This is a genomic window from Marinigracilibium pacificum, from assembly GCF_012926615.1.
Lineage (GTDB): Bacteria > Bacteroidota > Bacteroidia > Cytophagales > Cyclobacteriaceae > Mangrovivirga > Mangrovivirga pacifica.
This window is the reverse complement of the sequence record NZ_JABBNU010000003.1, coordinates 395302-418027: the sequence shown is the minus strand read 5'-3', so window position 1 is coordinate 418027 and position 22726 is coordinate 395302. Positions and strand designations below refer to the sequence as shown.

17 protein-coding genes are annotated in these 22726 nt (G+C 35.0%); 10 read left to right on the top strand and 7 right to left on the bottom strand.

The window, feature by feature from the left end; translation table 11 throughout:
- Positions 1-144 precede the first annotated feature (144 nt).
- Positions 145-1134: a SusF/SusE family outer membrane protein gene (locus HH304_RS06700; protein ID WP_169679312.1), complete on the top strand. Its 990-nt coding sequence runs from the start codon at positions 145-147 to the stop codon at positions 1132-1134.
- A 69-nt stretch (positions 1135-1203) separates the two neighbouring features.
- Here HH304_RS06700 and pckA read toward each other — a convergent pair whose 3' ends face one another.
- Positions 1204-2823, bottom strand: a complete 1620-nt coding sequence (gene pckA / locus HH304_RS06695) for a phosphoenolpyruvate carboxykinase (ATP) (protein ID WP_169679309.1) — start codon at positions 2821-2823, stop codon at positions 1204-1206.
- A gap of 199 nt (positions 2824-3022) precedes the next feature.
- Between pckA and HH304_RS06690 the strand changes: the two genes are divergently transcribed.
- On the top strand, positions 3023-4576 hold the full coding sequence (locus tag HH304_RS06690) for a peptide MFS transporter (protein ID WP_169679306.1): 1554 nt from the start codon (positions 3023-3025) through the stop codon (positions 4574-4576).
- A gap of 235 nt (positions 4577-4811) precedes the next feature.
- On the opposite strand, the gene leuS is transcribed toward HH304_RS06690, so the two are convergent.
- Positions 4812-7583 carry a leucine--tRNA ligase gene (gene leuS, locus HH304_RS06685; RefSeq protein ID WP_169679304.1) on the bottom strand — a complete coding sequence of 924 codons (2772 nt, stop codon included), beginning with the start codon at positions 7581-7583 and terminating at the stop codon, positions 4812-4814.
- 382 nt (positions 7584-7965) lie between these two features.
- Here leuS and HH304_RS06680 point away from each other — a divergent pair, with 382 nt between their 5' ends.
- Positions 7966-8247 (top strand): hypothetical protein, encoded by a 282-nt coding sequence (locus tag HH304_RS06680; RefSeq protein ID WP_169679301.1) that lies wholly within the window; start codon positions 7966-7968, stop codon positions 8245-8247.
- 67 nt (positions 8248-8314) lie between these two features.
- Here HH304_RS06680 and HH304_RS06675 read toward each other — a convergent pair whose 3' ends face one another.
- Complete coding sequence (locus HH304_RS06675) at positions 8315-9193, bottom strand: alpha/beta hydrolase (RefSeq protein WP_169679298.1); 879 nt, start codon at positions 9191-9193, stop codon at positions 8315-8317.
- Positions 9194-9252: 59 nt separating this feature from the next.
- Here HH304_RS06675 and HH304_RS06670 point away from each other — a divergent pair, with 59 nt between their 5' ends.
- Together HH304_RS06670 and HH304_RS06665 are read left to right on the top strand one after the other, a co-directional pair.
- Positions 9253-10194, top strand: a complete 942-nt coding sequence (locus HH304_RS06670; protein ID WP_169679295.1) for a 3-oxoacyl-ACP synthase III family protein — start codon at positions 9253-9255, stop codon at positions 10192-10194.
- A 643-nt stretch (positions 10195-10837) separates the two neighbouring features.
- Positions 10838-11065 carry a PspC domain-containing protein gene (locus HH304_RS06665; protein WP_169679293.1) on the top strand — a complete coding sequence of 76 codons (228 nt, stop codon included), beginning with the start codon at positions 10838-10840 and terminating at the stop codon, positions 11063-11065.
- A 2-nt stretch (positions 11066-11067) separates the two neighbouring features.
- Here the strand turns inward: HH304_RS06665 and HH304_RS06660 are convergent, their stop codons facing one another.
- On the bottom strand, positions 11068-13338 hold the full coding sequence (locus HH304_RS06660) for an efflux RND transporter permease subunit (RefSeq protein WP_169679290.1): 2271 nt from the start codon (positions 13336-13338) through the stop codon (positions 11068-11070).
- Positions 13339-13456: 118 nt separating this feature from the next.
- On the opposite strand from HH304_RS06660, the gene HH304_RS06655 reads away from it, so the two are divergent.
- From HH304_RS06655 to HH304_RS06635, 5 genes are all read left to right on the top strand, one after another.
- Positions 13457-14251, top strand: coding sequence for a thymidylate synthase (locus tag HH304_RS06655; RefSeq protein ID WP_169679286.1), 795 nt, complete (start codon positions 13457-13459; stop codon positions 14249-14251).
- An 88-nt stretch (positions 14252-14339) separates the two neighbouring features.
- Complete coding sequence (locus HH304_RS06650; protein WP_169679283.1) at positions 14340-15626, top strand: OmpA family protein; 1287 nt, start codon at positions 14340-14342, stop codon at positions 15624-15626.
- Positions 15627-15822: 196 nt separating this feature from the next.
- Positions 15823-16500: an L-serine ammonia-lyase, iron-sulfur-dependent subunit beta gene (gene sdaAB, locus HH304_RS06645; RefSeq protein WP_169679280.1), complete on the top strand. Its 678-nt coding sequence runs from the start codon at positions 15823-15825 to the stop codon at positions 16498-16500.
- A gap of 24 nt (positions 16501-16524) precedes the next feature.
- Complete coding sequence (locus HH304_RS06640) at positions 16525-17865, top strand: TolC family protein (RefSeq protein WP_169679277.1); 1341 nt, start codon at positions 16525-16527, stop codon at positions 17863-17865.
- A gap of 5 nt (positions 17866-17870) precedes the next feature.
- Positions 17871-19262, top strand: a complete 1392-nt coding sequence (locus HH304_RS06635; RefSeq protein ID WP_169679274.1) for an efflux RND transporter periplasmic adaptor subunit — start codon at positions 17871-17873, stop codon at positions 19260-19262.
- 74 nt (positions 19263-19336) lie between these two features.
- Here the strand turns inward: HH304_RS06635 and HH304_RS06630 are convergent, their stop codons facing one another.
- Genes HH304_RS06630 through accC form a run of 3 tightly spaced genes read right to left on the bottom strand, consistent with a single transcriptional unit; the run spans position 19337 to position 22708 of the window.
- The gene (locus tag HH304_RS06630) at positions 19337-19915 is read right to left on the bottom strand and encodes a Maf family nucleotide pyrophosphatase (RefSeq protein WP_169679272.1); all 579 of its coding nucleotides are present in this window, start codon (positions 19913-19915) and stop codon (positions 19337-19339) included.
- Positions 19881-21203 carry a DUF1015 domain-containing protein gene (locus HH304_RS06625; RefSeq protein ID WP_169679269.1) on the bottom strand — a complete coding sequence of 441 codons (1323 nt, stop codon included), beginning with the start codon at positions 21201-21203 and terminating at the stop codon, positions 19881-19883. The genes HH304_RS06630 and HH304_RS06625 overlap by 35 nt, the downstream gene beginning before the upstream one ends.
- Positions 21203-22708, bottom strand: coding sequence for an acetyl-CoA carboxylase biotin carboxylase subunit (gene accC, locus HH304_RS06620; protein WP_169679266.1), 1506 nt, complete (start codon positions 22706-22708; stop codon positions 21203-21205). The genes HH304_RS06625 and accC overlap by 1 nt, the downstream gene beginning before the upstream one ends.
- Positions 22709-22726: the final 18 nt, after the last annotated feature.

The following is a 22726-nucleotide window of genomic DNA, read 5'->3' as shown; positions in this document are numbered from 1 at the left end:
TAGAAAATGGCTTATTTCAATCGTTTGCGGTGTTTTTTTAAGAAATTTTCTTCATATAACATCAAAAAACTTAATATATTAGACTGAATAATAGACTGATAAACATAATATTTGAATACTAAAACCTAAATAAACATGAAAAGAATGAATAAAATTTTACAATTGATGTTTGCCATGATTTTTATTGGCACATTGATTTCCTGTGAGGAAGACTTATCGATCAATACTGATGCAAATGCCAATCCTGTAATAAGAATTCCAGATGCATCTCTTGCTTTAGGTGGTTATCCATTTGGAACAGGAGTTGACCTGATTCTTCATGATGATAGAGGACTTGCCTCCGCACAGTATACTGTCACTTATAAAGATGGTAGTCAGATTGGATCAGGTGCTGTAATAGATGCTCTAGATCTGAATGGAGTAAAAGATACTACCCTGATCTGGATGGATGAAGAAGGTATTTTGGAGTTAGGTGATTCAATATTAATTTCAGGTAGTGTAACTGATATTAGAGGAGTTGTTACTACAATTGAAGAAAAAAGTGCTATTATTCAACCCGTGAAAGAGTTAGGTATCATTGGTGATGCAACTCCAGGAGGATGGGGAGCTGATACAGATTTGCAGAAAATTGAAAATTCACCTACTGAATATTTATATAGAACAACCCTTGCATTAGTAGATGGACAGGCAAAATTCAGAATGAATGATGACTGGGCTGAGAATTATGGAGGTGATATTGGAATAGATCAAGTTGGTACACAAGATGGACCCAATATCCCAATCAGTGAAGGGACATATTTAATTACCATGGATTATATTTTAGGAGCAGAAACTCAAACTTATAGCTTCAAACAATTAAATTCTATTGGTATAATTGGTTCGGCAACTCCTGAAGGTTGGAACGCTGATCAAAATATGACACAAGAATCAGCAGGATCAAATATTTATAGTATAACACTTGATTTAGTAGTTGGCGAAATTAAGTTTAGAGCGGATGATGACTGGACTGATGATTGGGGTGGAAGCTCTGGGAATTTGGAATATAAGGGTGGTAATATTGCTATTGCTGAAGATGGTAATTATACCGTTTCTATTAACTTCCTTGACAACACTTATACAGTTACTAAAAACTAATTAAGAATTTATAGTAAATGCAAAAAGGGATCCAATCGGATCCCTTTTTTATTTGAGTTAATTATCAGATTATTTTACTTTTTCACTTGCTACAGGAGCTCCTGCCATGATTTCGTCATTAGCAAAGTCTGAGAATTTATCGAAGTTTTTAACGAACATCGCTGCAAGGTTACTAGCTTTCTCATCATAAGCGCTCTTATCACTCCATGTATTTCTTGGGTCTAATACCTCATCAGGAACACCTGGACATGCTGTTGGCATTTCACAACCAAAGATATTGTGCTTAACAAAATCACCTTTAGCAAGGCTGCCATCTAATGCAGCAGTGATCATTGCTCTGGTATAAGGTAATTTCATTCTTGAACCTACACCATATGGTCCACCGCTCCAGCCAGTATTCACTAGCCAAACGTTGACATCATACTGTTCCATCTTTTCACCAAGCATTTCAGCATATTTAGTTGGGTGAAGAGGTAGGAAAGGAGCGCCAAAGCAAGCAGAGAATGCTGATTGAGGTTCTGTAATTCCTGCTTCAGTTCCTGCAACCTTAGCTGTATATCCTGAAATGAAATGGAACATTGCCTGACCTTTAGATAATCTTGAAATAGGAGGTAACACACCGAAAGCATCACAAGTCAGGAAGAATATGTTTTTAGGAATGCCACCCATAGATGGGATTCTTGCATTTGCAATATGATCAATAGGGTAGGCTGTTCTTGTATTCTCTGTTACTGATGTGTTTTTGTAGTCAACAGTTCTGCTTCCTTCATGGAATCTTGTGTTTTCTACAATAGCACCAAATTTAATAGCATCCCAAATTTCAGGCTCTTTTTCTCTGCTAAGGTCAATAACCTTTGCATAACATCCGCCCTCAAAATTGAATACACCATTATCAGTCCAGCCGTGCTCATCATCACCAATAAGGAGTCTGTTCGGATCAGCCGAAAGAGTTGTTTTTCCTGTTCCTGAAAGACCAAAGAATATTGCCGTATCAGTTTCATCAGTACTCATGTTCGCTGAACAGTGCATTGATAATACACTTTCATCATGAGGTAAAATAAAATTAAGAACAGAGAAGATACCTTTCTTCATTTCACCTGCATAACCTGTTCCGCCAATCAATATCATTCTTTTTGTAAAGTTGATAATAGCGAAATTATCCTGACGAGTTCCATCGGTTGAAGGATCAGCTTTAAAATCAGGGTCGCAAATGATAGTAAAGTTCGGATCAAAGTCCTTTAGTTCGTTGCGTTCTGGTCTCATAAACATGTTATTGCAGAATAAATTCTGCCATGCTTTTGTATTGATCACTCTCAGATTAAGTCTGTATCGAGGATCAGCACCAGCAAAAGCATCGCGAACATAAAGGTTTTTACCTTCAAGGTTAGCGATCATTTTATTATAGATCCTGTCAAAGTTTTCCGGAGAAATCGGAATGTTGATGTCTCCCCACCATACAGAATCTTTTGTTTTTTCATCTTCTACAACAAAACGATCTTTTGGAGAGCGTCCGGTAAATTTTCCAGTGTCACACATAAGTGCACCAGTATCAGTTAATTTGCCTTCTTCATTATTTAAGGCATGCTCAACTAATTCTGCGGGGGTCAAATTCCAAAATACCTGTCTTGCCCGGTCGATTTCATATCTGTCTAATCCAGCGACCGTTGACTTCAAGCCGTATTCTACCATTGCAATATTGATTAAATAAGGGTTTTTTGTTGATTTCAAACGTTTTCGCAAAACTAATTATTAATTAATTAACATGGAAAACAAAAATGCTATTTTATCCCTCTTTCCTACCTTATGTGCTTTTCAGTTGTATTTCCGCAATACAGATTGTAGATTTAGCAGATTTTTTTGAAAACTGGAAAAAACTTAACAATAACCTATGAGTCAAACAGTAGAACCCTTAGATAACTCAATATCTACAGGTAAGAATGAAATGTTCGGCCACCCTAAAGGATTATTTTACCTATTCTTTGCCGAACTGTGGGAAAGATTTAGTTTTTATGGAATGCGAGCGTTACTTACGCTCTACATGGTCGAAAAGGTATTTGAGGCCTTGCAAGCCAAAGATGCAATTGCAGCTATTGTCTACTCCTCTTATGGTTCAATGGTTTATGCTTCAACTGTAATTGGCGGCCGTCTTTCTGATAAAATAATGGGGTATCGTAATTCCATCATGCTTGGTGGAGTTCTTATGGCTATCGGACACTTTATCCTTGCCTTTGAGAATAACATTATGTTTTACCTCGCCCTTTCTTTCATCATTGTCGGTAATGGTTTCTTTAAACCTAATATATCAACTTTTGTTGGAACCTTATATGAGACTGGCGATGTCCGAAAAGATAAAGGCTTTACCATATTCTATATGGGTATTAACATCGGTGCTTTTGTTTCACCTCTTTTATGTGGTTACCTGGCAACAGCATTTGGATACCATTATGGATTTGGATTAGCAGGTTTTGGTATGTTAACCGGACTGTTGTTTTTCTATGCAGGGATGAAGAAAGGTGTATTTGGTGATAAAGGTATGCCTCCTGAGGATAGATTGATTGATAACAAAACTTTAGGAGTCAAAACTGGACACTGGGTAGTTATTTTGTCTTTTATTGCAGTTCCTGTAGTAGCTCTTTTATTATCTAGCTATAATTATATAGGCTTCCTGAACCCTTATTTTGGTGAAGTAACTGTAGTTAATATTTTATTCAGGTTATTAGGTGTTATAATTTTAGCCTATATCATCTGGATTTTATATCAAGTAGATAAAGTAGCAAGGCTTAAGTTGATCTCAGCTGTTCTTCTTACTTTGTTTATGACTGTCTTCTGGGGTTTTCATGAACTAAGTGGATCTGTATTAACTCTTTTTGCTAAAAGAAATGTTGACCTGGTATTCTTAAATGCTGCTCAGACAAACTTTATTAATCCGGCATTTATCATATTATTATCTATTCCAATGTCTGCGCTTTGGGGCTTTTTAAGTAAGCATAAAGCAAACCCTAGAACGCCATTTAAGTTCTCTATGGGATTAGCCTTATTAGGTATTGGTTTTTACATTCTTTATTTAGGAAAGGGAAGTGCATCAGCTGAAGGTATGGTTCCTGCTATTTTCCTATACATAATGTATTTCTTCATTTCAGGAGGTGAGTTATTTATGTCTCCTGTTGGATTATCTAAGATTACTGATCTCTCTCCTCAAAAATTCGTAGCTTTTATGATGGGAGTTTGGTTCTTGTCTTCTGCTTATGCATTCCAGGTTGTTGGTTTTGTAGCGAAGCAATTAGCTATTGAGGAAAATCCAAGTGGTGATTTTGATACTGTAGCTTCTTTAGGAGTATACTCTGAAGGATTTCAATTAATAGCGTATTATGCATTTGGAGCTGCTTTAGTAGCATTGATTATTGCTCCATTAATGAAACGTTGGATGGCCAATGTTCACTAAATAAGATATACATAATCATAATATAAAAATATCCCGGTTCCTCAAAGAGCCGGGATTTTTATTTAATACCAGTTCCAATTGAAACCGAAGCATAAATGGTTATTTTAAGATAGAGGGTTTTAGACCTCCTATTTTAAAGGTTCGATATATCACCAAAATAATCGAATACCATTAAAAAAAATACAAAAGGCCTCAATTGAGGCCTTTTGTATTTTTTTTAATATTTGTTTTGTCGCTAAATAACAACATTCACAATCTTTTTCGGAACAACAATGATCTTTTTAGGATCTTTGCCTTCAAGCCATTTTTGAACAACCTCATTTTCTTTAACTGTTTGTTCCATTTCAGAAACTGGCGTATCTAATGAAAATGATATTTTAGTTCTCATTTTTCCGTTAATCATGATTGGATATTCATGACTATCCTCAACAAGATATGTCTCATTATAAGAAGGGAATTCTGCCTTCGTTATACTTTCGCTATTACCCAATCCTTCCCATAATTCTTCACATATGTGAGGCGCAAATGGTGATAAGGCAATAACCAATGGCTCAAGAACTTCTTTGCTATGGCAATCCATTTTCGTTAGCTCATTCGTGCAGATCATAAACGCACTCACCACTGTATTGAAAGAAAGACTATCGATGTCTTCAATTGTCTTTTTGATCGTAGCATGAGTTACCTTTAATGCTTTTTTATCAGCTGGGGTATCATTTACGATTAATTCTCCTTCTTCATTATAGAACAGTTTCCAGAATTTTCTTAGAAACTTAGCAACCCCATCAATACCATGGGTGTTCCATGGTTTAAATTGCTCAAGAGGCCCCAGAAACATTTCATACATTCTTAGAGTATCAGCACCATATTGCTCGATAATATCATCAGGGTTGACAACATTATATTTACTCTTAGACATTTTTTCAACTTCCCAGCCACAGATGTATTTTCCATCTTCCAGAATAAATTCTGCATCTTTCAGATCTGGTCTCCAGCTTTTAAAGGCTTCAGTGTCCAATTCATCATTTCCATGAACTAATGATACATCAACATGGATAGCTGATACATCATAATCATCTTTAAGATTATATGAAACGAACTTATGTGAATCTTTAACTCGATAAGCAAAGTTAGATCTTCCCTGGATCATTCCCTGGTTTACTAACTTTTTAAAAGGCTCTTCAACTGTTAAGTAACCTATGTCTTTTAAGAATTTTGTCCAGAAACGACTATATAATAAGTGTCCTGTTGCGTGTTCAGAACCTCCAATATAAAGGTCTACATTTTTCCAGTATTTCAGTATTTCCTTATCGGCAAAGGTGTTTTCATTTTTAGGGTCCATATACCTGAATAGATACCAGCTTGATCCAGCCCATCCTGGCATTGTGCTCTTTTCATATTCATACCCTTCTGAAGTTTTCCAGTTCTCAGCTCTTGCCAAAGGAGGTTCACCATCTTCTGTTGGTAAATACTTGTCAACTTCCGGTAGTTCTAAAGGAAGTTCACTTTCATTGATCAAATATGGAACCTCATTTTTGAAATATACCGGAATAGGTTCACCCCAGTAGCGTTGTCTGCTAAATACAGCATCACGCATTCTGTAGTTAATCTTGGCAAAGCCTTTTCCTTTTTCTTCAAGAATTTCAATAGCTTTTTTTGTAGCCTCAGTAACAGATAACCCATTAATAAAACCTGAATTCACCATTTTACCTTCCTTGGTAGGGTCGGCCTGATCTTCTATTTTCTGGGCATCGATTATTTGAACAATTGGAAGATCAAAATGCTTAGCAAAATCATAATCTCGCTGGTCACCGGAAGGTACTGCCATAACGGCACCTGTACCGTAACCTCCAAGTACATAATCGGCAACCCATACAGGTACTTTTTCACCGGTAAATGGGTGAATACCATGAGCTCCTGTGAAAACCCCTGAGATGTTTTTTACATCCGTCATTCGCTCTCTTTCAGATCGGTTTTTTGCTTCAGTAACATAAGCATCAACCTTTTCCTTTTGCTCTGCAGTGACTATATCATCTATAATTTCACTTTCCGGAGCAAGTACAAGGAATGTTACCCCATAAATGGTGTCAACACGAGTGGTGAAAACTTTTATCTGGTGATCAGAATTTTCTAAATCAAAGGTTACCTGAGCTCCAACACTCTTTCCGATCCAGTTTTTCTGCATTTCCTTAACTGCTTCAGGCCATTCGATTGTCTCAAGACCTTTTAACAGCCTGTCAGCATAAGCAGTAATGCGCAAACTCCACTGTCTCATTTTCTTTCTTTCAACAGGGAATCCGCCTCTTTCTGATACTCCGTCTTTAACCTCGTCATTGGCTAAAACCGTACCAAGGCCAGGACACCAGTTAACTATAGCGTCTGAAAGGAAGGCTAACCTATAGTGAAGCAAATATTTTTGTTGCTCATCCTCATTCATTTGTTGCCAGTCATCAGCACTTATTTGAGGGGTGTCATCATCGCAGGTAGCATTGACACCTGCAGAGCCATTTGTTTTTAGTTTTTCAACTAGTATACTAACAGGTACAGCCTTGTCTTCATTATTATCGTAATAATGATTAAATAATTGCATAAAGATCCATTGTGTCCATTTATAATACTCAGGAGAGCTTGTTTGTACCTCTCTTGACATATCATAGCTGAATCCAATATTCTCTAGCTGTTCTTTATATCTTTTTATATTTTCTGCAGTTGTAATAGCAGGATGCTGTCCGGTCTGAATAGCATATTGCTCAGCAGGAAGACCAAATGAATCAAATCCCATAGGGTGCAATACATTAAAGCCTTTATTCCTTTTATATCTTGCAACAATGTCTGAAGCAATATAACCTAGTGGGTGACCTACGTGTAAGCCGGCGCCTGAAGGATACGGGAACATATCCAAAGCATAAAATTTTGGCTTTGTTGTATCTTCAGTAACTTGATAGGTTTTATTTTCTTTCCAAAATTTTTTCCATTTGGCTTCTATAGCCTTATGATCGTATTGAGGCATAATTATTATGAATTTCCGATTTGAGGCAAAAATACCTTTTTTAACTCGGATTACACAAAAGATTATTTATATGAATTGCACAAAACTCCCTTAGTCAGTATTCAAAAACCTATTCGCCAATCAGGAGTAATATATGTGGACATACAGAATGAATTATGTTGATTAATTCTAATATTTAAATAAACACAGCAGTATTTTATTTGAAACTGACGTTATTAATTACTGTCTTTTAGTGCTGAGACAATTCTTTTCTATTCTTTTTTAAATGAATACATATGTAATATATGGAGAGAACCCCGCGTTTTTATGATTAATGGAATAACTACATTTGTATTATTCCTCGACCAGCTAAAATGTTTATTAAGTTAAAAAGGAAAAGATTATGATTAAAAGAAATTTATTTGGAGCCCTATTTTTATTTGTATTGTCTGCAACATTTGTGAATGGGCAAAGTATCACAGAAGGAGTAGAATCTCCGGATGGAACAGGCACCAAAGAAGCTCAGGGGAATAGCGAGGTTAATGAAAATAAAAAGACAGCAAAAAACATTAGTTACTTCGAAGCTGCAAGAAGCCGATATGAGAAAAAGGAGCAGCAAAAAGTAATGATAAATAATGGTGACAAGTCTGAAGCTGATAAAGTAAAGACTAGTTACAGAAAATAACAATTAGTTTATTTTGGTTTCTTTATGTGTGGTACCCTCAGTTGAAAAATTCATCTGAGGGTTTTTTTTAGTATTTTATGAATTCAATGGCGTATGACAGGTATTTAGACCAGAATCTTTCATTGTGTTCTCCATTTATGTCGGTAATTTGTTTGCTTCTGATCTTTTTTTTCGTTTTTAAGATTGAATATGCTAATTCAGTATCGGGAACCATAGATTCACCTTCTTTTCCACCTACTAGGAGATATAAACTAATTTTATGTTTGGGATTCCATTCTTTTAATTCACCCATGATCAGGTCATCAAACCAAAATGATGGGGAAAAGATTATTCCTTTACTAAAGGTTTCTTCAAAGTTCATGAGGGCATAAATACTTATTAATCCTCCTAATGAACTACCTCCGATATATGTGTGATTTCTATCTGGTATGGTTCTAAGTTGAGTGTCTATTAAAGGCTTTACAGTTTCAATAATAAACTTCAGAAAGTTTTTGCCATTGCCCCCTCCATATTCATTGTGTTCACGTGGCGTATAGTCATTTATGCGTTGGGCGCTACCATTATCAATGCCCACAATAATCAACTGGCTACCTGATGCTAGGAGGGTAGAGTCTGCATTCCATTCACCTGCATAGGAAGTTTCAGCATCAAATAAATTCTGACCATCCATCATGTAAATAACAGGGTAGTGTTTTGCTGGATTCTCAAAATACGAATTAGGTAAAGCAATAATTAAGCCTCGCTTTCCTTTAATATATTGGTTGGATAATGAATCTGTATAAACATAGACATTATCGTTAGCTCGAGAGTTTGAAGAAAGTGACTTAGCTTTTACCCAACTGTTATTTAATAAAGTATTTTCTTCTAGTTCCTGAGCATGCAAAGCGCAGGTAATCAAAGTTGAAAAAAATACGTATGATAGAAAAGAACTAAAATATTGCTTCATTTTAAAGGAATTTTGCTCATTAATTTAAATATTTGACACCGAATTAACTCAACCAGCAAATGTATATTGATCAAATTGCCCATTACCTGCCTCATTCGGTAGTGAATAATGATTTCTTTTTGGATAAATCCGGTCTTTCGGATGAGTGGATTACAGAAAGAACAGGGATGAGAGAACGCCGTAAAGCCGAAGATGATGAGAATACCAATACTATGGGTATTGATGCCGTAAAGCATCTTCAATTAAAAATTGATGTTGATTTATCAGATGTAGATCTAATTGTTGGAGGAACTTATACTCCATTTGATACTATATTTACTTTGGGTCATGCTGTACAACGATATGTGGGTGCAGAAAATGCCATGGTTTTATCTTTAAGCTCTGCTTGTTCTTCTTTTATTAATGTTATGGAAGTAATAGAAGGGTATTTTGCTATGGGAAAAGCAACTAAAGCCCTTGCTGTGGTTTCTGACCATAATTCAAGATTTGCAGATGTGACAGATAAAAAGGCTGGGCATTTATGGGGTGATGGAGCCTCAGCTCTTTATATAACTAAAAAGAAGCATTCTGAAGAAAGTGTTAAGGTTCTTGATATTATTACTCGTGGAGGCGGTACACTAGGGAAGGCAAATGAAAGTGTGAATTTGAATCTTATTGATGGTTTGTATATGCCAAACGGGAGAGATGTTTTCATTCATGCCTGTCAGTATATGACTGAAATCACCAGAGAAATTCTTTCTAAGAATGATTTAACTCCAGAGGATCTTAATTACTTTATTCCACACCAGGCAAATCTCAGAATTACCAAAAATGTAGGAGATCAACTTGGTCTAAGAACTGAGCAAACAGTTTCCAATGTTGAATACCTGGGTAATACTGGTTGTGCCGGATGTACAATTGGTCTATCAGAAAGATTTGATAGATTGTCGAAAGATGACCTTATCGCCCTCAGTGTGTTTGGAGGTGGTTATTCTTATGGGAGTATGCTGTTGAAAAAATAGCCCCATAAGAAATATAAAAAAATTATTTACTGTGTTTAATCTCGTGCTTAATTGATTTACCAAACATCAGTCCACCAACAACTATCGCAAAAACAAAAATACTTAACAAATCCATATCTCACTTATATCTCCTTAGTTAGCTAGTCTTACAAAGCTATCTCATAATCTGTCACTTAAACATTAACAATTTTTTAAAATCTTATAGATGTAAGTTTTTTTAATTATTTGCAAATGAAAATTTTTAGTTTATTGTTTAATGGTGTGTGATTATTTGGTTAGTTGTGGTTAATTCAGTTTAAAATTTTGTTTTGGAGTGCTTTTGGGTGTTTTGACTTTAATTTTATTATGTGTTAATAGATTGTCATTATTGTATGCATCATAAAGTATGTGAGATTTCGATGAAAGAAATATCTATTAGGTATAGTGTACATTTTTTCAATAAGGGTGTTCAGTATTGGACAGAAATAATTTAGTGTGTTTATGTTAAATTATTGATAATCAATCGTTTGAAAACTTAGGAATGAATTGTGATTAGATATTGTTATGATGCTTTGTATCGAAGAATGCTTAAATGGTTTTTGATATATTGCAACAAAAAGTTAATATCTATTACCTTATTAATTGAATTTAAACTTATAGCAGTATGGCGAATTATAATGAAAAAGAGTTGAGAAGATCTTCAAGAGATAAAATGGTGGCAGGAGTAATTGGCGGTCTGGCAGAGTATTTTAATATGGATTCTAGTCTGCTAAGAATCATTTATGTATTAGTGTCATTATTCAGTGCTGCATTTCCTGGATTAATAGTATACATTATTTTATGGGTTATAATGCCGGAGAGACAATATTACGGAAATAATAGAGGATACTAGCTTTATCTTCTTATTCTGGAATCGCTATCTCTGAAAATTAATAATATAAGGACCGGTAATACAGTCAAGTCGATAACCATTGCAATGAGTAATGTGATTCCGATTAGTAATCCTGTATAAAAGGTTCCTCCAAAATCAGATAGCACCAAGCTTAGAAATCCTGACACTAATATTAATGATGTCAGGATTATTGCTTTTCCGGTACTGAGGTAAGCTCTTTTTAAGGAGTAAAGCACACTTTTTCCTTCATCTAGTTCTAGTTTGAACTTTGATAAAAAATGTATGCTATCATCAACAGCAATTCCAAAAGCAATTGTAAATATTATTCCGGTACTAAGTCTGAGGTTAATATCAAAAAATCCCATGATTGCAGCCATTATCAATAATGGAATTAAATTCGGAATCCAGGTAATGATAATCATTTTCCAGCTTCTGAAAAGTATTGCCATCAATAATGCTACTACAATTAATGCAATAGCCATTCCTTTTAGAACATTACCTATTAATAGATTATTTGATTTGTCAATTAAAATTGAGGTACCTGTTAATCGTACACTGATTAGCGAATTGTCAATGTTACTTTCTATATATTCCTTAAACTGAATATTTTTTTGAGTGGTTATTTCACTACCGTAATCTTTGATTTTGGCTGTGATCCTTGAATAAGTTTCGCCACTATCAAGTAAAATATCTAAATCACCCCGCTTCCTTAAAACATCAAGCATAGGTTCGATTTTTCTAAAATCATTAGTTGATTCAGGGATTTTATGAAATTCATATTTCCCTGAATGAAGTGCCTGGTTAGTGTTTTTAATTATGGTATTGATTGATAATATATTTCCCGCATGGTAGGCTGTATCTATAAAGTTTACTACTTTTTCAATCTCCTTTGCATGCTTTAAATCTAATAATGAATTATTGTCCTCGCTTTTAATAGCTATTTCCAGAGGTCTTACTCCACCGAAGTTTTCATCAAAATATACAAATGACTGTTTCAGTGGATCATCTTTAGGCAAGTCATCAATAAGAAATGCATTAACTTTTATACTGGATGTTCCTATAAGACATATTGAGGTCAAAACAATTGAAGAAATAAGAATTGCTCTTCTGTTTTTAAAGACGAACCTAAAGCATTTACTCATCAGTTTTAGCCAGAAGGTTTTATTGTTTTGGTTGTGTGATTGCCTTGGCTTCTTTGTGAAAATATATAGAGATGGCAATACAAGGAGTGTTACCATATAAGCCATAAAAACTCCTATACCTGTATAGATTCCAAATTCTCTAATCGGCGCAATGTTTAGAGTATATAAAGTGAAAAAACCTATTGCTGTGGTTAATGAGGTAAGGAATGTCGCTAGTCCGATTTCTCTTACTGTTTTAATTAATGCCTTAAGTTTTGGTTTACCTTGTCTTAATTCTTCAATGTATTTGTTGGAGAAATGAATGACATCAGACATACCCACAACAAACAGGATTGTAGGTAGCATAACCATAAGTAAGTCAAGTTTTTTACCAGTAATTGTCATGAATCCAATTGTCCATAATACTGACACAACCACAATCAAAAGTGGAAAGATTATCCCTCTGAAACTTCTGAAAACTAAAAATAGAATGATGGTTGTTAATACCACCGATATGGAAAGAAATAGTAATAGTTCCTTTTGCATTTTATCTACAAAGACCGGTTGAGCTTTCAGCTTCCCGGCGAGTTTGTAGTCTTTAAAAAAAGCTCCTGTAGTAGATTCTATTTTTTGAAATAAATCTCTTGAGGCTCCAATATCCTCTTTTATAGGTTCATGAATAATTAGTAGAGCAATTGCTCCTTTATCTATATTTGTTAGATCATAGAAAGGTGCAGGTTTTTCATTTTCCCATCTTTCAATATCCTGATTTAGTTTTGAGTGAGAATCAGGGTGGAAGTATGGGACTTGAACCATTCCAAGTGGTGTTTTCACCATCTTTTTGGCATCAAGTGGCGAAATGATATTAGTGATACCTTTTATTTTAAGGAGCGAATCTTTGAGTATGATTGTTTTTTTAAGAAATGAGGTATCTAGAAAATTTTCATTCTCAGAATTTATTCCAAGCAGAAAATAGTCATTGTCCTCACCAAAAACCTCTCTATACTTATTGTAATAAGTTAAATCCGGATCTTTCTCTGGAAAGAAACGTTCGAAATCATAATCAAAGCCAACATCTTTTAGTGAGTAGCCAAAGAAAATTGTGAATAACAGGGCTGTAAAAAGAAAATATCTTGCAAGTTTTCTATACATGAAAGATTGAGGTCAATAGTGATTTTGGTATTCTGGTATCAAGTTAATGTTATTCCGATATAATCTTATAAATTTGTATATTGTTTTGAAAAATATCACCTGAAAATAAGCATTACTTATGGAGCAATATCATGCCTTAATGGAAAAGATTCTGAACGAAGGGACAGATAAAAGTGATAGAACCGGTACCGGAACCCGATCAATATTTGGTCATCAGATGAGGTTTGACCTTCAGGAAGGTTTTCCACTTGTGACAACAAAAAAGCTTCATTTAAGATCAATTATTCATGAATTGCTATGGTTTTTGAGTGGTGATACCAATATAAAATATCTAAAAGAAAACGGGGTCCGAATCTGGGATGAATGGGCGGATGAAAACGGAGAGTTGGGACCGGTATATGGTCATCAATGGAGAAGTTGGCCAACTCCTGATGGAAATACAGTTGACCAGATAAGCCAATTGGTTGATATGATCCAGAATAATCCGGATTCGAGAAGACTAATTGTAAGTGCATGGAATGTAAGTGATATTCAAAGCATGGCTTTACCTCCATGTCACACAATGTTTCAATTTTATGTAGCAGAGGGTAAGCTTTCTTGTCAGTTGTACCAACGAAGTGCAGATGTATTTTTGGGAGTACCGTTTAATATTGCATCTTATGCATTATTAACAATGATGATGGCACAGGTGTGTGATCTGGTTCCTCATGAATTTATTCACACTTTTGGGGATGCTCACCTATATTCAAATCATTTTGATCAGGCCAAACTTCAGTTATCAAGGGAACATCGATCATTACCTCAAATGAAGATTAATCCGGATGTAAAGGATATTTTTGAATTCAAATTTGAAGATTTTGAATTGGTAGGATATGATCCACATCCTCATATTAAAGCAGAAGTTGCAGTATAGGTTGGGTTAAAAAAGTGTAAAAAAAGAAAGTTTATTAGGACTTTTTTAATAATTGTCGTTATTTTATCATATATCAACGATATATGGTATGATTTTTTGCAATTTTTTAACAGGTGATAGCAAAATTAACTCATTCAGAAGTGTTTTGATTGTACTTTTGCTATTTGTATTGAGTGTCGGGGTTGATGCTCAACCATTACCTTACGACAGGCCTGTGCCTACTCCTGATAAAAGTCAAACACTTGCTCCGGGATATTATGTAGTTGTTGGTGCATTCAGACAGACTGAGAATGCTATAACTATGATGACTTGGTTAAGGAGAAGACTTGTTAACTACAATTATGGTTATGTTCCGGAAAGAGATCTCTTTTATATTTATGCTTATCAATTAGCTGAAAAGAGACATGCTAATCATTTAGTTCAGGATGTCAGAGACAGGTCATATTATGATGCATGGGTTTATGCTCATCAAGTTGATGGAATTGCTAAAAGTGGTATACAGTATCAAGAAGTTTCGGATATATTAAATGATTATTCCTCTCAAGCACAACCTATAGATGAACCTTCAAATGATGCGTATGAAATAAGCGAAGGGGTAGAAAGTCCCGTTAGTCAGGTATCTGAAGAATTTACAATAGAAGAAAAGGCAGAAAAGGGCGAGTTATATATAAAATTCATTACGCAAGCCGTCCAAACAGGAGAAGAGATAGAGAGTACTATTTATGTGTACAATGATGAAGCAGGTCAAAATGAAATTCTGCGTGTGAATTCTAATCAATCCATTCCATTTGAAATTTATAATATGGAAGAAGATATGATTAGGACTAGAGTTAGCACATTTGGGTATAAATCTGTTGAGAAAGATATTTATCCGGGAAATTTTAATAAAACGCTGGCTGAAACTGAGGCAGAATTGAAGGGTGATACCTTAAATGTAAAGTATGATCTGGAGCGTTATACAAAAGGAGATATAGCAGTAATGTATGCAGTTTATTTTTATACCGATGCAGCAATTTTGAAAGTCGCTTCAAAAAAGCAGTTGAATGAACTTGTCAGGCTTTTAAATGAAAATCAAGAATTGGAAATTCAAATTAATGGGCATACCAATGGCGATACCTTCGGAAAAATTCAAACCTTAAAAGATAGTGATGATAATTTTTTTGGTTTAAGTTCAAATAATAAATCCTTTTTAGGAACAGCCAAGAGATTAAGTGAGGAGAGAGCCGAAATAATCAAAAGATTCCTGGTTTTTAATGGAATTGATGAAGCTCGGATAACCACAAAAGGGTGGGGAGGCGAAAAACCACTCTATGATGTTGAATCAAAAGATGCTATCAATAATATGAGAGTGGAAATAGAGGTACTAAAAAATTAATTTATAAATAATTTTGATTTCGAAAGAGCAGCCATTGGTTGCTCTTTTTTTATTTTTATAGCTTCAAAATATATGGTAATAGCCTTTTATTGAAATGGACTACATTGGATTAATTGGTCTTTAAATAAAAATTTAACCACTCGTAAATAATTGTAAGGTATTGTAAGGTTTACTTTTAAAATTTGATATTAAGAAAATGGGAGAGCGTAGCAGTATATTCGATATGATCGGTCCGGTAATGATTGGTCCAAGCAGTTCACACACTGCGGGAGTAGTACGTATTGGCAGAGCAGCTAACCGCGTTTTAGGTGGGATGCCGGAAGAAGCAGAAATTACATTTTATAATTCTTTTGCTCGTACATACGAAGGTCATGGAAGTGACAGGGCTATAATAGCTGGAATCATGGATTTTAAGACTGATGATGAGCGAATCAAGAAGTCGATGGATATAGCAAAGGAAAATGGAATGAGCTTTAAGTTTAAGTCTGTTGGAAATGCTTCAATTTATCATCCTAATACAGTTAAGCTTAATCTGAAGAGAAAAAACAGAAGTGTTGAAGTAATTGGAGAAAGCCTTGGAGGAGGTTTGATCAATATTTCAAAGGTAAATGGCTTCAATGCTAACTTCAGTGCTAATCTTCATACTTTAATTTTGACTAATGATGATCAGAAGGGAAGCATAGCATTTATATCAAATGTGCTTTCTAATGATGAGTGCAATATCGCAACAATGTCTGTATCACGAAAAGGGAAAAGTGATATAGCATGTATGGTCATCGAAATGGACTCTCCTTTAAGCCCGATTTCTATAGAATATATTAAGCATCTTAAATGGGTGCATGAAGTTATATATATACCAAATATCGACCTCTAAGGAAGGTTAACTTTTACTTTAATTATGAAAAGGATATTTACCCTATTGTTTCTAATGGCTGTCGGTTTGACTGCCAATGCTCAAAATCAAGCAGACACTTTGTGGACACTTGAAGAATGTATTGAGTATGCTGTTCAGAATAACATCGATCTTCAAATCACAAGATTAAGTATTGATGAATCTGAATCATCAGTTAAAAATGTCAAATTTGATTACCTGCCTTCATTGAGTATTGGAGGAAGTTATGGATCACAATGGGGACGTTCTATTGACCCTACAACTAATGAGTTTACCACAAATCAGTTGAATACTGCAGGGGTAAGTGCAAATGCTCAGTGGATAATATATGCCGGGTTAAGAACAATGCGTTCATTACAGCAAAGTAAGGTAAATCTGGAAAGAACACAATATGACTTTGAACGATCAAGGAATGAGTTAAGTCTGCGGGTAGCTAATCTTTTTCTTAATGTTATTTTTAATAAGGAGTTAGTAGAGTCTGCTGAAATAGTTCTTGAAAGTTCAAGTCAACAATATGAAAGAACCAAGCGAATGGTAGAAGTTGGTTCAATGGCAAAATCTGAAGAGCTTCAATTAGCTTCGCAAGTTGCTTCCAATGAACTTCAACTTATTCAAGCCAAGAATGACCTTCAATATAGTAAATTACTTCTTAAGCAAGCTTTAAGAATTGAAAGTGATGTTCCATTTGATATTGTAGTTCCTGAACTTGATGCCGCACAATATTCAAATGTAATTGTTAATAAAAATTCAATTTATCAAGCAGCGATTGATAGTTTACCAGATTTGAGATCTGCGGAACTTTCACTTGAATCTTCAGAATATGATCTTAAGATTTCAAGAGGTGCATTATTACCTTCTTTAAGCTTGAATGCAAATTATGGAACTAACTTTTCAAGTAGTTTTCAGGATCAGTTTCCAGAATATAATTTCGGAAGACAATTTGAGGAGTTCAGAAATTACTCAGTTCGAGCAAGTATAAATATACCGATTTTCAATAACTGGGATAGCCGATTTAATATCCAGCGCTCAAAGATTTCACGTGATAGAGCAGAGCTGACTTATAAGAATGAGCAATTAAGAATAAGACAGGAAATCGAGCAAGCTTCAAATGATGTAGCGGCAGCCAGATTGGCATATCAGGCAGCAGAAAAAGCTACAGCAGCAGCTGAGGAGGCATATCGAATGGCCAGACAGCAAGCTGATGCAGGAGCAATTAATGTTGTTGACCTGACTATCGCACAAAGCACTTACATTCAGGCTCAAAATGACCTGACAAGAAATAAATATGACTACATTTTTAAATTGAAAGTCCTGGATTACTATCAGGGTAAAAAGATTGAACTTTAATAGATATGGCAAAGCGCACAAATAATCGAAAATTAATAATCCGGGTATTGCTGGTACTCGTTGTCGGATTAGGTATCTTATTCGCTCTGAAGAAATTTAAGGTAATTGGTGGCCCTCAAGCTGAAGAGGTAGAATTGGCTGAAGCTGAGGCAAGAACGATTACTGAAAGAGTGGGAGCTACCGGAGTTGTTCAACCAGTAACAGAAATTAAGATAAGCCCTGAAGTTTCAGGAGAAATTATAAAGCTTCATGTGGTTGAAGGTCAGAAAGTTAAAAAAGGTGATATTTTGGCAGAGCTTCGTAAAGATAACTTCGAACTTGCTTTGAATAGAACTGTTGCTAACTTAAACCAACAGAGAGCAAGTTTAAAAGCTTCTGAATCAAATATGATTAAAGCTAAAGCTAATCTTGATAGAGCAAAACTTGATTATGATCGAAATAAAAAATTATATCAGGAAAAGGTGATTTCAGACGCTGAATGGCAGACTGCTGAAAATAACTACCAGATAGCTATTCAAGATTATGAAGCGGCACAAAAAAATGTGGAAGCTGCAAGGTATAATGTAGCCAGTTTTCAGGCAACAGTAAGTGATGCGAGAGAAAACCTTAGCCTTACTAAAATATTTGCTCCACAAGACGGTACAATCTCTAAATTAAGTGTTGAAGAGGGTGAAACAGTAGTGGGTACAAACCAAATGGCTGGTACTGAAATGATGATTCTTGCTAACCTTAACAATATGGAAGTAAGAGTTGATGTTAACGAAAATGATATTATCAGAATTTCTAACAATGACACTGTAGAGATTGACGTTGACGCTTATTCTCATTTGGATAGAATGTTTAAGGGTGTAGTTACGCAGATTGCTAATACAGCAAAAGACAAAGTTAGTGCTGATGCAGTTACTGAGTTTGAAGTTCGCATTCTGATATTAAACGAATCATATGATGATTTACCAGTTGAATCTGAAGGTCTTTCTCCATTCAGACCTGGAATGACAGCATCTGTGGAAATAATCACCAAGACTGTAAGTGATGCACTAAGTATTCCAATTGCGGCTGTTACAACTCGATCTGATGAGCCGAAATTCGGAAAGGATGCTAAAAAAGATGCTGAGAAAAAGTCTGAAGATTCAGATAAAGGAGAATCTGAAAAGGGTAAGAAAGTAGAAGAAGTGGTATTTGTGTATGATGAAACTACTAACAAAGTATCTAAAAGAATAGTAGAAACTGGTATAAGTAATTTTGAGTATATCCAGGTAACTAAAGGATTGAAAAAAGGAGAAAAGGTTGTTAGTGGTCCGTTTATTGCTGTATCTAAAAATCTAGAGGATGGAGATTTGGTAGCAGCAAATGAAGATGATGACGATGAACAAAATCTTGCAAAAGTAGACGAATAAATTTAGATTGATCGCCCGGTTAAAGGTCTCGCTATTTTAGTGAGGCCTTTTTTTATTTTAGGAAGTTTGTGGAATTAATTGCCTTTATTGAATTGAATTAATTTTTGATAAACCAGATGAATAGGGAAACCTACTACATTGAAATAACTACCTTCAATTTTTTCCACACCAATCATTCCAATCCATTCTTGAATTCCATAAGCTCCAGCCTTATCAAATGGTTTGTAATTGTCTACATAATAAGATATTTCTTCAATAGATAGGTTATTAAACCAAACAGTGGTTGTTTCTGATGCAGTAATAATGTTTGAATTGTCTCTTAAGCATATCCCGCTAACGACATCATGTTTTTTACCAGAAAGGGAGCTAAGCATATTAATTGCTTCATTTCTGTCTGCTGGTTTTTCAAGAATTTTATTGTCGAGAATTACAACTGTATCTCCTGTAAGAATAATGGCATTATCCGTGATTTTTTCAAATGCAAGAGCCTTTTTTCTTGCCAGATATTCAGGGACTTTATATGGGTCTAGTGTGTCTGGATAAGTTTCTTCAATATCCATCGGTTGAACAATAACACTTAGTCCAAGTTGCTCTACTAATTGCTTTCTCCTTGGTGACCTAGAAGCTAATATGAGGGGTCGTGTAAAATTCATCTTCCTTTAATGATCCGAATAAAAAGCCACTAATGGTTTTTGGATAGAAGTATGTTGATTTTTGAGGTAGAGTATATCCACTGTAACATACATTTTTGACATCTTCAACAGATAATTCTTGCGTGATCAATGCACATTGTGATTTTTCAGTAACAACAGAATTAATGCATGAAGTGAAATTTCTTTCAAACGAAATCTCGGAACTTTTTCTCTGATCTCGCCCTGGAATACCCAATACTTTTTCAATAAAGTAGTAATGCAATACTGTCAGGTCTAGTTTTTTTATTATGTCAGGGAAATTCCAGGAAATCTGATCTATCATTTCTGGTTTTAGCCTGATTTTATATGTCTGATCTTTAAATACCAAACCGAATGCCCAGGGTTTACCAAGGATAACTTCACCAATGTCGAACGGATTATCTACAGGTTTTATAGTAAACCATTCAGCTGTTCTTTTCAGAATTTCATCAATATCGAAGTTTTCAATACCATTAATGAGTCTGTGTGTTGGTAAAATTCTTAAATCATCTGATTCAATATTTGTCAGATACATCATATGGAAATTATATGGTTCATTTCCAGTATGATTAGGGTTATCACTCTTCATTTTTTTGAAATATGAAAGTGCACCCTCATATCTATGATGACCATCTGCCAGGATAATTGAACGGTCTTTTATAACCTTTATGAATTTCTTTATCAACTCATAATCATGAATAACGCCTAAAACATCCTTTACTCCCTGATAATCTTCAGTAATAGCAATTGGATGTTTGATGGCTTCATCCATTAAATTCTCTAATTGATGTTCCTTATCAGAATAAAGACCATGAGTTGGACTAGCTTGAATTTGAGTTGCCTGTAAAAGTTCTATTCGGTCATTTACAGCATTAGGAATTGTGTTTTCATGTCTGAGAATGGCGTCATTTGAGTTTATTTTTTCTTTATCATCCCAGTCATGGACACGGATGTTACAAATAAATCCTTTCCTAACATATTCCTTTTTTTCACCATGGAGCTTGAAGTACTGGTAATAGACATAAATACCAGGTATGGTATCGAGCTTAATTATTTCATTATTTTTCCATTCCTCAAGTTTCTTTTGAGCATTAGCAATTGGGTCAGGACCTAAAGGAACTGATAAATGAATACTATTGAAGGGGTTTTTATAAAGCTGCTCTCTTTGAGTATTTGATACCACATCAAAGAGAGGAGCTGTTAACTCTTCAAGATCATTGAATTTACTTTCGTTGTACCGCCAAGCTCTGATTGGAAGAATGTCAGCCATTAATATTGATTGTTTCTTCTTCTCCAGGCGCTAACAGTGTTGCCACCAGCTCCTGAAGTTTGTTCAATAGATTTCTGTTTATTTTCATTGATTAGTTTCGCAGCTAATGCAGAAACTAGTTTTATTTCTTCATCAGAAAGATCTTTTTCCAGCACTTTCGGAGTGAAATAGTTTTCTACAAATTTTGTATCAAAGTTTCCTGAAGTAAAGGCTTCATGCTTTAGAACAAACTTGCAGAAATCAAGTGTTGTTTCTATTCCTGTAATATTATATTCATCGATTGCTCTGATCATTCTTTCAATAGCCTTATCTCTGTCTGCAGCATGTGTCACAAGCTTGGCAATCATAGGGTCATAATAAATAGGAATATCCATTCCTTCCTCAAAACCATCATCAACTCTGATACCCGGTCCCTGAGGTCTTCGATAGGATTTTAATTTACCGATGTCAGGAAGGAAATTATTTTTAGGATCTTCGGCATAAACCCTTACCTCTAATGAATGACCATTTATAGTAAGATCAGATTGCTGGAAAGGAAGTTTATGTCCTTCGGCTATACGAACCTGTTCTTTTACAAGATCAATACCGGTGATCATTTCAGTTACCGGATGCTCAACTTGTAATCGAGTATTCATCTCTAGGAAATAGAAATTCAATTTATCGTCCACTATGAATTCTACAGTTCCTGCACCATAATAATTACAAGCTTTTGCAACACCGATAGCTGCTTCACCCATTTTCTCTCTGATTTCAGGAGTCAGAACAGAAGAAGGAGCCTCTTCGATAACTTTTTGGTGACGTCTTTGGACTGAGCATTCCCTCTCAAAAAGGTGAACAACGTTACCATGAGTGTCACCAAGAATTTGAATTTCAATATGTCTCGGAGAGGTAATAAATTTTTCAATAAATACTGAACCATCACCAAATGCTGAAGTTGCTTCACTTACAGCAAGCTTCATTTGAGATTCGAATTCACCTTCAGATTCAACAATACGCATTCCTTTTCCACCACCACCGGCACTTGCTTTTATAAGAATAGGGTATCCAATCTCGGCTGCTTTTACTTTTGCTTCCTCAATATCTGTAATAGCATCTTTAGTACCCGGAACTAACGGGATATCAAATTTTGTTACAGCATTCTTAGCTGAAATTTTATCACCCATAACTTCAATAGATTCAGGTGATGGTCCGATAAAAATCAATCCGGCTTCCTTTACCTTTCTGGCAAAATTTGCATTTTCAGAAAGGAATCCATACCCAGGGTGAATAGCATCAACATTTAATTCTTTACACTTTTCTATGATTTTGTCTCCTAATAAATAGGATTGATTCGAAGGTGGAGGGCCAAGAAGAACTGCTTCATCAGCTTCTCTGACATGTAAAGCATTTCGGTCAGCTTCAGAATAGACAGCAACCGATTTTATATTGATTTCCTTTAATGAACGGATGATCCGTAACGCAATTTCACCGCGATTAGCTATTAAGACTTTTTTGATATTTTTCATACAGATGTAATTGGGTTA